The organism is Curtobacterium sp. CFBP9011 (assembly GCF_034045095.1).
In the GTDB taxonomy this organism is placed as follows: Bacteria; Actinomycetota; Actinomycetes; order Actinomycetales; family Microbacteriaceae; genus Curtobacterium.
Genome location: NZ_JAXCWN010000001.1, coordinates 517790 through 527609 on the forward strand (window position 1 = coordinate 517790; position 9820 = coordinate 527609).

A 9820-nucleotide genomic window follows, 5' to 3' on the forward strand; every position below is an offset into this window, starting at 1 on the left:
AGTCAGGGGCGCGCGCATGACAACCCCACGACTGAAGGGCCCCGCTGCACGGTGGGGTAAGAGACGAACGTCCCGCGACCTGTGCGGTGGTGGATCCTTTAGCGGGCGTGGAGTCCGAGGTAGTTGAGGGCCTGGCGTGCGGTCTCTCCGAGAGGGCGGGTGCTGTCGATGACGAGGCGATCGTCCGTGCGGGGCTCGTACTCGTCGGCGGTGCGCTGTACCTCGTCCCACGTCGGCAAGGTGAACCCTGGCAGGTCGTTCGCACGCTGTTCCACGCGGCGACGGTGTTCGTCAACGTCCGGACACACGACCTCGATCACGCGCAGCGCTACCCCAGCGGCTTCTGCTGTCGACGCCCATCCAGCCCGAGCGGGTTCCACACCACTCATCGCGTCTGCGATGACCATCTGTCCTCGCCGCAGATTCGGTACCGCGATGGCATGCATGATCGAGTAAGCGGCGATCCCGGACTGCTCGCGCGAGATCTGGTACTTCCACATCGCGCCTTCGATCGCATCAACGCGAAGCGTCAGCGAGGGCGTCAACTCCGCGATCGCAGCAGACAGCGTCGACTTCCCCGCACCGGGAAGACCACAAACCTGAACCAGCATCGACAACTCCTTCGTTGGCCGTAGCTCCTTGTCTATCGGTCCTGGACGCGCGGCACCAGCGAAGTGGATACGTCCGCCACACCTCCGATGACGTGTCCGAAAGCCGATCGACAACAGCGACATCGACGCAGCAGACCTCCCGGAACTCCTCGCCGTCCCCGGCACCCTCGAAGAAGACGGTGCGACGACCGAGAACGTTGGCTAGCCGCGACCAGATCGTGCCGGCACGCAGACCGGTCGCGTGGCACGGAGGTGGTCAGTCGGCCCAGTGGAGGAGCCGAGTTGGGAGTGTCCTGTGTGGCTCGCCAGCTAGCCCCTCTATTGCAATCCAGTCAGCAAGTGGAGTAAGCTGCGTTGCAACAGAAGATCGACTGGAGGCGACATGCCAACGACGTACATCCCCCACCTCATCCCCGCCGAACACTACGGCGGCATCGTTGAACTCATCCAGGAACGGCTTGATGCTCTCGGGTTCGAACCGACCCCCGGAACTGTAGAGATCAGGGTGACGACGGGTGCGCCCGAAACTGACCAGGCCGTGCCCGGCACCCAAGCAGCCCTCGATGAGCACACGCCGTGGTCGGTGGAGAACCTCACCGCGCTGATCGAGAATCCGACCGCAACCTCGCAGCGCTGGAGGAAGGCGATCGATGTCTGCGCAAGCCACGTCGGGGAGTTCCTTCCGACCGAAACGATCGCAGCGGAATCAGGCATGTTGGTGAACGTGTGGCGGTCGGCGTGCCGAAAGATGACGGTCCACCAGCGCGCCACCTACCCGGACGAGACGTCCTGGCCGCTCGCCACAGCTAGCGGACGAAACATCGGCGAGCCGGTCGGCCCCCTGTACGTCGCGATCACACCCGAGCAGGCCAATCGTTGGGCTGAAGCGAACGCTCGAATCAGTCAGCGCTAGACAATCTCAGGCGGCGCACCACTCGATCTGCGACTTGGGCCGGCGGCCCCCGAGGTGCTCCGCGGAGCTTCAGAGCGCGTCCGGTAGCCAGTCGGCTATCGGACACCGAATCGGGCCCAGGAGTCGGCGGGTAGCTCCGGCTGGCCTGGGACGGCGTGGTGCTCGAACGTGCACGTCGGGTCGATTTCGGTCGCGACCGTGCGCCAGAACTTCGCTGCTACTTCGTTGCGGTCCTGGTAGGCCACCGCCCATCTCCCCGGGTGCGCAGCGGTCAGTTCCGTCACGGCGGCACGTCCGATGCGAGAGCGTCGTACTCCGTGCGCGATGAAGAAGCTACTGATGATGTGTTCCTCTTCGTCGAGGCCGCGGAGGACCGCGAGTCCGACCGGGTGCGGTCTGAGGTGGAATACGTGTGCCGACCAGCCCGGCTCCGCAAGGCCGGCGTCGAGTCGTTCTTGGCGGAAGCGGCCGCGCTCATCGGGGAGCGTGCCGGTGAACGCGGACATCTCGTGCCGGAACATGGTCCAGAGCTGTTCGAGCTGAGGGCGGTGTCGTTCGTCGGCGGTGGTGATGGTCAGGGGTGTTGGGGTGCTCATACAAGAAAACCTCCGCCGTGGTCGGCGGAGGTTTCGTCGCTGACAGTATATCGCCCCGTCCGGCACCCGATCGTCAACCGGGCTCGAGGTCGGGCGGTGTCGTCGACCGAAACCGAGTGCGGTCGGGTGCATGGCGAGGATAGATTGCCGCCATGAGCGAGTACCGGCAGCACCCCAGTCGGCCGGCCGAATGGGCGGGATCTTCGCTTGTGCCGACGCAATCGGCGTCCGACGCGGACACTGAAGTCTGGTTCGCGCTTCCCTCCGAATCTGGTGACGTGTTCTGGGAAGCGTTGAACGCAAAGACGATCGGGCCGGACCTGGTGCAGGTTCGTGCAGTACCCGCATGGGTGTACGGCGTGAACTACGACGACACAGTAGCCACCGTCAGATCCGCGGAAGGATCGCTCGTGGCAACGAGCGTCAGCGAGCACGGCAACCAGGCCACCTTCCGACTCTGGCTCGGCGAAGATCCGGACCTCGCCGCGGCGTGGCGGTCGATCGCAGGACGCTACGCCCAGCGCGGGTGTCTCGTCGACGCGATCTCGGAGAACCTCATCGCCCTGTCCTGCCCCGTCGAGAACGCGCCCCTGATCCGCGACCTGCTCATCCACGAGGAGCAGGCAACAGCACTGATGTGGGAAGACGGCACCCCTGCCAGCTCCGTCCGTTAGCCGATCGGTCAACGGACCTGCCTCTGGCCGTTGTGACCAATCGCGCGGATGATGTGCGACGTGCTCTCGATTCGACCGCGATCCAGTGATGACTGCCATCTGATCGTGTTGTGGGTGCCGGACGCCGAGGCGCTGTACCTCTTCGCCGGCCCCCGCCTGCGATGGCCTCTGACTCTCGACCAGCTCACGGTGGACGAACAGAGCCCTGAACGAACGGCTTGGGTGGCCGTTGACGCGGGTCCGGAACCGATCGGCCAGTTCGAACTCACGATGCACGATGGCCATGCTCACCTCGGACGGGTTCTGCTCGACCCCGCCGTGCGGGGCCGCGGCTTGGCCCATGACTTGGTGCGGCTCGCCGTCGCCCGAGCTCATGCACTCGGTGCGACCTCGATCGGCCTCAACGTCGTGGCGGGCAACCGTCCAGCCGTACGGACATACGAACGCGCGGGCTTCGTCGAGACCGGTCGACAGGACGATGTCGGGACTCTCGCGATGACGTTGAACCTGGCGACCCATGTCCGATAGCCGATCCTGCTCCGGACGTCGGGTGAGGTGACCCGGCGCGTTCAGGCTCGTCGTGGTCTCGCTGGCGGCCACACTTAGATGTGCACACTTTTCCAGCTTCAGAGCAGCCCGACCCGCCGGTTGCCTTCGTTTCATATTCCTGGGCCTCCGAAGAGCATGTCGCCTGGGTTGCGGAGCTAGCTCGGCGGTTGCGTGCCAATGGAGTTGACGTCCATCTCGACCGTTGGGACGTGCGTCTCGGACACGATCTCAACTTGTTCATGGAGCGGTATCGCGCTCCGTCGGCCCGAGTTCTAGTCGTGCTCTCCGATGATTACGGCCCGAAGGCAGACAATCGCGGCGAGCAGCCTTCTGGTGTTGGCACGGAGACGACCATCGTCTCCCCGACCGTCTACCGCGACCTAGGAGGCAATCGAGTAATCGCTGTCGTCCCGGACTCTGGGACTGTGGCGGGGCAGCCTGTCCCACCCGCATACCTGGACGGCAGACAATGGATTGACTTCCGGGACGATCACGAGTACGCCTATGAGCGGCTGCTCCGCGAACTACACGGAGTCCCAATCGAAGTTGCTCCTGCGTTGGGACGTAACCCGTTCGTCGGTGCAACCGAAGCACAAGCCAGGACTGCGATCCGGAACGATCCCGCTCGTTGGCACGACGGGCGGACCAGCGCGGCGATCGAGGTGAACCTAAACGAGAACTCTGGCCACTTCGCCATCGGAAGCGATGAGGCCCGCTTTGAGCTCCAGATGGAGTACCTGTCTGGCGGCGGTCCCCGACCGGGCGGAGAGAAGCGTGTGCGCCACTACAACGATCGGATCGGCAACATCGGCCTGATCACCGCGGATGCAGACCAAACGAAGGCGTTCGTCGACCTCGCCGCCCTGCCAATGTCTAACCGAGTGGAGGCAACCGCTCCCGGCGACGCGTTGGTCATGGTCAACCGCGAGGGCTATTGGGCGCTCCTCACGCACGATGACGTGGTCTTCCGGCCGGGCTTTAACGGCTTCGAAGCCGCGGCTCAGCTGCGCTACGTCATCGCTGCCGACCGCGGCGCCACTCTTACGCCTGACGATCTACCGCCCAGGGTTGAACAAGACGCATGACGGTTCGGCTAAAACACCACTGGTGTGTAGGCAAGCCACGAGACTCCCAGCGCGCCCCGAATGGGGACCGGCGACCGGACGGGGTTCGGCTCAGTCCTGGGCACTATCCGTTTCCCTGATCGTCGAGCCGTTACGGTCAACAGATGATGCGAGCAGTGATCCTGGTGGGAGTTGCCGTCGGATGCGTGGTGGCGACCGCCGCGATCGTCCTCACTCTCAGGGACGTCCGAGCAAGCCGGTCAATGTCTCGTCGAGCGATCGGAACTTTCTGCGCGGCCGGGCTCATCATGACTGCCACCATCGCCTACGCCATCACCACGCCTGCATCCTCTTGACCCCTGCGTCGTCAGCCTCGGACTCAGGCACCTGTCCCGCTGACCGATCGGCATCAGGAGCCTTCTCTTGTGGCGCGCTCCGGCATGGCTGTCCTTCCTGCTTGGGATCCGCTTCTTGCTATGCACCGGCACGGCCATGCTGCGATCGTCGCGACGCGGACGCGAGATACTCGTTCGGCCCCCTCCGCGCAGCACCACCACGAGAGCGATCACCACTTGGGACGTCACAGCGTGTCCGACGAGTTCTCCGACGGCAAGCGGCTGAGCGAGCAGTCGAAGGATGTCGTCGAAGACGCCGGCGGCTTGCTGCTCGAGCTCGCGATGAGCCCGCTCCCGTTCCTCGGAACGCTGACCTCGCGCATGCTTGGCTCGGCCGCCGGTCGGCGGAACGCGGCCGTCCTCGAGCAGCTGCAGGCGGATCTCACGCGCCTCAGCGCCAAGGTGCACGGACGGTTCGAGGAGCTCGCCGCGGACGACGCGTTCATCGCCGCGACCAACAGCACCGCACGGAAACTCCTTGAGGCCGGCACGGAGGACAAGCGCCGGCTTCTGCGTCATGCACTCATGAGCCGCGGCGCCAACGCCGACTCACCGGACGCGGCCGACTTTGACGACTTCGACGACGCCCTTGACCGGCTCATGCCGCGCGACCTCGTGCTCCTCCTCGAGCTCTCGCAGCACTCGCATGTCTACGGCCTGAGCTACGGCGACAGCGACACCAACGACCGGCTCGCACCCGAACTTGGGCCCCTGAGCCCGCGCATCAATCGGCTCGTCACGCTCGGCCTCGCTGAGGAGACGACCGATGTCGCCCAGCGGTACCGAGACGCATTCGACGGCGTCACGCACAACCCGAACCAGTCGCTGCACGTCATCTCAGACTTCGGGCAGCGCTTCCTGACCCACCTCGAGGACCCCTTCGAAGACTGACCCGCGCCAGCTGTCGACCGACCCGCAGCGCGTCGCCGATGTGGGCTCGCCAGGCCTCCTGGCAGTGCGCTCATCGCTCGAGTCGGTCGAATATCTTGTCGCCCTTCGCCGACGTTCCGGCCTTCTCGGTAGGCGATCCGCTACCGAACGAGACGCCCCAGCTCTCCAAAGGACAGTCAGCGCTTGCGGCGAAGAAACATCGTGAGTCCGACAGCGACGATCACCACGATCACGAGGACGAACGCCCACAGAGGAATCGTGGCGCCCGACTTCGGACTGACAGCAGCGAGCATCACCACCACGGTGGCGACGAGTGCGTTCGTGCGCCTGCGACTAGAGGGCGACCGCTGTCTCGTCAGCGGATCGCCTACCGAGACGGCTCAGGCGTCCTCGTCATCATCGGCAGAAATCGATTCGACCGATCCGTCCCAGACTCCGGTGACGTGTCCAAAGAGCAGAGGACGCCACATGCTAATTCGGCCGAGGAGGTAGCCCCGCGCAGCTTGCAGGCGCCAGGTGGCCGCCACAAGCTGTTCAACCAGTTCGACGGCGTGATCGAGAGAGACGACCTCAGCGGCTGGCGCGCCCCGCTTTTTGTCGCGCGCGAGTCGCCTACGCAGCCGCTGGTCCTCGCCCTTCGATCCGACCACTGTCGGGTACGACTCGTCGTCTGCTGCGATCTTGTCGACGAGCATGTCGTGGACGTACCGGTTCCGCTCGTTCCAGGCATGGTCAGCCTCGTCTAGGACGGCCGCGATGGCGGTTCGAGTGGTGTCATCCGCGATGCTGGGAAGAAGCTCTCGGCAGTCGGTGATGCTCTTGTTCCAGGCCGGTGCCGCTTCCAGAGCGGCGTCCGGCTCGATGTCGCCGCGCATGACTGCGAGAAGTGCTCGCAGCCGCGCGTCCATGCTCACGGACTCAACGACGATCTTGCCGACGACGTACACCCATCGATGAGACGCGGATAGGCGGGGTAGGCCTTCGAGATTCACCTGCACAGACTTGCACGCCGCGACATGTGTGGTCGTCGAGGGGACTGGCTATCGGGACGGCTCCGAGTGACTGACTCCGCCGCTTGTACGGCAGGTGAGAGAGCCGTGCCGCGCGGGCGGCGACGCCTCGTTGCGAGAGCGCGAGAGAGGAACGGTGTCGGAAGCCAATGCGATTGCTTGCCACGAATATCGATTAGCCACTCGACGGTTGCAGCGGGATGAGCTGACACCTAATCGACGTCCGGGTCGTCTGCTGGAGGGACGAACGTATCGATCCATTCGAAGATGCGGGACGCGGTGGCCGCTGGCATTGCCATCGCTGGGCCGCCCTCGTCCCGCCGACCACTGTGCACTATCGCATTGCGCTGGTAAGAGAGGGCCTTGACGCGCTGGTAGAGCTCCGCATCGGCCCGCCGGAGCGATATGTCACAGCAGGCCTCGAGTACCTCATCGAGGAGTTCTGGAAGATTTGAGCGCCGTTTGAGGATCATTTCCGCAAGGGGGACTCGGTCCTTGCCCACTGACCGACGGATAGCTTGCTTGCTTTTCACTTCGCAAGCGACAGCGGCGACTAGCACCGCGCGATCCTGATCATTTGCTGCTGTCGCGTCATCGAGATGCCAGGCGTCGGCCAAAAGTGATTCAGCGACTGGCGGCTCAGTCTCGGAAGCAATGTCCACACTGATGCGATCCAGGTCTGCCCTGTCGAGTCGGAGCCGGGAGGAGCGGACAGTAACGGACTGTTCCTCGCCAAGGCCGAAGATGAACTCACCAGTGTCCAGGTACTCCAGCGAGGCCACGCCATACTGCTTCGGCGTATGGCTGGACAGACCTAGCCAAGACTGCGCCGGGGCGGCTGCTCGTACGTGACGCACGAACCGACCCGCGACGTTGGATGCACGGTCAATCGCCTCGCGGAGGCAGGTCTCCACCGCCTGCCGTTGTCCCTCGTCGAGTTCTGCCGGCTTTTGAGCCGGGAACTCCAGTTCAGTTTCAATCGCAACTTGGAAGAGCACGAGAGCAGCAGTAGCAGAGTCCCGATTCTCCTCCTGGAAGACAGGTCCTGCCTGCACGAGCGACGGAACGGGGGAATGCAGGAAGCGATCGGGCAACTTCGAAAACGCGTCGCCATCCGTCGGCAGGCTCAGTGTTACGCGTTTTCCACCGAATTCGTAATTGAACGTTGCGCCGATTGCGTCCATACCGATCCACAGTTGTGGGACCCAAAAGGTCACTCGAGCCTGAGTGTTAATCACTCAGACAGTCTTGCGCACACATCTGACATCGCGGATTCGGAACTGCCTGTCTTGCAGGACGTAACTTGGCGAGGCGTAACTCTCGCATCGACCTACCTGGGACACCCGGGCGGTCTACTGGTCGCTACTTCCACGATGTCGGGTAGACCCGGACCCGAATCAGCCAGACTGGTTGCCTGCTTGTCGCCGCGTCGGATTCTCATTTCGTGCGTCCCGGATGCCGGGCCTCCAGTGGACCCCCGGGTGCTTACGGGCGGCCCCGGACTCCTATAGCTCGCTCCGGGGCGCACCCCGTCTCGCATAGGTGGTCCGCGAACTATCTCAGTTCACGCACGCCATACGGACACCTCCCCATGTACGAAGACTTAGCCGACCCCTGGTCAACGTGACGCGTCCGTGCTGCCAAACAACGTGTCCGTGACCGTATTTCAGACACGTTGAGTGGCAGTCGGACAAGTTAGCTGGCCGACGACACGAACTCCCCTACTGCGGCATGTCCACGAACCGCGAGAACATCCCGTGGAACGCCACGGTGATCGTGTCCGTCGGCCCGTTACGGTGCTTCGCCACGATCAGGTCCGCCTCCCCCTGACGCGGGTTGTCCTTCTCGTACGCCGACTCACGGTGCAGCAGGATGACCATGTCGGCGTCCTGCTCGATCGACCCGGACTCACGCAGGTCGGAGATCATCGGCTTCTTGTCGGCACGCTGCTCGGGTCCACGGTTCAGCTGCGACAGCGCGATGACGGGCACCTGCAGCTCCTTCGCCATGAGCTTGAGCGCACGCGAGAACTCCGACACCTCTTGCTGGCGGCTCTCGACCTTCTTGCCGGAGGTCATCAGCTGCAGGTAGTCGATGACGACGAGCTTCAGGTTGTGCTGCTGCTTGAGTCGGCGGCACTTGGCGCGGATCTCGACCAGGGTCATGTTGGGCGAGTCGTCGATGAAGAACGGGGCGTCGTTGATGCGCCCGCGGGTCTGCGCGATGGTGGTCCAGTCGCGGGCGTCGACGGTGCCCTTGCGCATGTTCTGCAGGGGGACGCTGGACTCGGCGGACAGCAGACGCATGGCGATCTCGGCGCGCCCCATCTCGAGCGAGAAGAACGCGGCGGTCTGGTTGTGCTTGAGCGCAGCCGAGCGGCACAGGTCGAGCGCCAGGGTCGACTTGCCCAGTGCGGGTCGTGCGGCGACGATGATCAGCTGTCCGGGGTGGAAGCCGTTGGTCAGGGCGTCCATCTGGGCGAAGCCGGTGGGGACGCCGGTCATCTGGCCGTCGCGGCCCTTGGCGGCTTCGATCTCGTCGATGGCGGTGCCGATGGCTTCGGTGAGGGGGACGTAGTCCTCGGTCTGCACGCCGCCGGCGACGTTGTAGACCTCGGCCTGGGCGCTGTTGACCAGGTCGGTGACCTCGCCTTCGCTGGCGTAGCCCATCTGGACGATGCGGGTGCCGGCTTCGACCAGGCGGCGCAGCACGGCCTTCTCGGCGACGATGGCGGCGTAGTAGCCGGCGTTCGCTGCGGTCGGCACCATGCTGGTCAGGCTGTGCAGGTACTCGGCACCGCCACCACGGGACAGCAGGCCAGTCTTCGTCAGCTCGTCGGTGACGGCGATGACGTCGGTCGGCTCACCGTGGGAGTACAGCGACAGGATCGCGTCGAAGATGACCTCGTGCTTGGGGATGTAGAAGTCGACACCGCGGGCGGTCTCGATGACGTCGGCGACGGCGTCCTTCGACAGCATCATGCCGCCGATGGTCGACTGCTCCGCGAGCATGTCGTGCGGGGGAGTGCGGTCGTTGTTCCGCTCGGCGTACTCCCGGGGGGCCGGGTCCAGATGCGCGATCGACACACGTGCTCCTCAGTGTTTGGCGGTGCTGGCG

11 protein-coding genes are annotated in these 9820 nt (G+C 64.5%); 5 read left to right on the forward strand and 6 right to left on the reverse strand.

The features are described 5' to 3' along the window. Positions 1-98: 98 nt before the first annotated feature. Entirely contained in the window at positions 99-611 is a 513-nt protein-coding gene (locus tag SOM35_RS02435; protein ID WP_320514257.1) for a P-loop nucleotide/nucleoside kinase family protein, read from the reverse strand. A 382-nt stretch (positions 612-993) separates the two neighbouring features. Here SOM35_RS02435 and SOM35_RS02440 point away from each other — a divergent pair, with 382 nt between their 5' ends. Further along, entirely contained in the window at positions 994-1524 is a 531-nt protein-coding gene (locus SOM35_RS02440) for a hypothetical protein (protein WP_320514258.1), read from the forward strand. 95 nt (positions 1525-1619) lie between these two features. Here the strand turns inward: SOM35_RS02440 and SOM35_RS02445 are convergent, their stop codons facing one another. Further along, positions 1620-2120, reverse strand: a complete 501-nt coding sequence (locus SOM35_RS02445; RefSeq protein WP_320514259.1) for a GNAT family N-acetyltransferase — start codon at positions 2118-2120, stop codon at positions 1620-1622. A gap of 152 nt (positions 2121-2272) precedes the next feature. On the opposite strand from SOM35_RS02445, the gene SOM35_RS02450 reads away from it, so the two are divergent. The 4 genes from SOM35_RS02450 (at position 2273) to SOM35_RS02465 (ending at position 5693) form a co-directional block, all read left to right on the forward strand. Continuing rightward, entirely contained in the window at positions 2273-2794 is a 522-nt protein-coding gene (locus SOM35_RS02450; RefSeq protein ID WP_320514260.1) for a DUF4265 domain-containing protein, read from the forward strand. 51 nt (positions 2795-2845) lie between these two features. Then, positions 2846-3322, forward strand: coding sequence for a GNAT family N-acetyltransferase (locus tag SOM35_RS02455; RefSeq protein ID WP_320514514.1), 477 nt, complete (start codon positions 2846-2848; stop codon positions 3320-3322). Between the two features lie 80 nt (positions 3323-3402). Continuing rightward, positions 3403-4428, forward strand: a complete 1026-nt coding sequence (locus tag SOM35_RS02460; protein ID WP_320514261.1) for a toll/interleukin-1 receptor domain-containing protein — start codon at positions 3403-3405, stop codon at positions 4426-4428. Between the two features lie 566 nt (positions 4429-4994). Next, positions 4995-5693: a hypothetical protein gene (locus tag SOM35_RS02465; protein WP_111087044.1), complete on the forward strand. Its 699-nt coding sequence runs from the start codon at positions 4995-4997 to the stop codon at positions 5691-5693. A gap of 176 nt (positions 5694-5869) precedes the next feature. Here SOM35_RS02465 and SOM35_RS02470 read toward each other — a convergent pair whose 3' ends face one another. The 4 genes from SOM35_RS02470 to dnaB form a co-directional block, all read right to left on the reverse strand. Beyond that, positions 5870-5986: an LPXTG cell wall anchor domain-containing protein gene (locus tag SOM35_RS02470; RefSeq protein ID WP_146249867.1), complete on the reverse strand. Its 117-nt coding sequence runs from the start codon at positions 5984-5986 to the stop codon at positions 5870-5872. An 87-nt stretch (positions 5987-6073) separates the two neighbouring features. Then, entirely contained in the window at positions 6074-6640 is a 567-nt protein-coding gene (locus SOM35_RS02475) for a hypothetical protein (RefSeq protein WP_320514262.1), read from the reverse strand. Between the two features lie 275 nt (positions 6641-6915). Continuing rightward, the gene (locus SOM35_RS02480; RefSeq protein WP_320514263.1) at positions 6916-7920 is read right to left on the reverse strand and encodes a hypothetical protein; all 1005 of its coding nucleotides are present in this window, start codon (positions 7918-7920) and stop codon (positions 6916-6918) included. 504 nt (positions 7921-8424) lie between these two features. Further along, positions 8425-9789 (reverse strand): replicative DNA helicase, encoded by a 1365-nt coding sequence (dnaB, locus tag SOM35_RS02485; protein ID WP_111075290.1) that lies wholly within the window; start codon positions 9787-9789, stop codon positions 8425-8427. Positions 9790-9820: the final 31 nt, after the last annotated feature.

Coding starts and splice junctions, on each gene's coding strand:
- SOM35_RS02435 (WP_320514257.1), bottom strand. CDS start 611: ATGCTGGTTCAGGTTTGTGGTCTTCCCGGTGCGGGGAAGTCGACGCTG.
- SOM35_RS02440 (WP_320514258.1), top strand. CDS start 994: ATGCCAACGACGTACATCCCCCACCTCATCCCCGCCGAACACTACGGC.
- SOM35_RS02445 (WP_320514259.1), bottom strand. CDS start 2,120: ATGAGCACCCCAACACCCCTGACCATCACCACCGCCGACGAACGACAC.
- SOM35_RS02450 (WP_320514260.1), top strand. CDS start 2,273: ATGAGCGAGTACCGGCAGCACCCCAGTCGGCCGGCCGAATGGGCGGGA.
- SOM35_RS02455 (WP_320514514.1), top strand. CDS start 2,846: ATGTGCGACGTGCTCTCGATTCGACCGCGATCCAGTGATGACTGCCAT.
- SOM35_RS02470 (WP_146249867.1), bottom strand. CDS start 5,986: ATGCTCGCTGCTGTCAGTCCGAAGTCGGGCGCCACGATTCCTCTGTGG.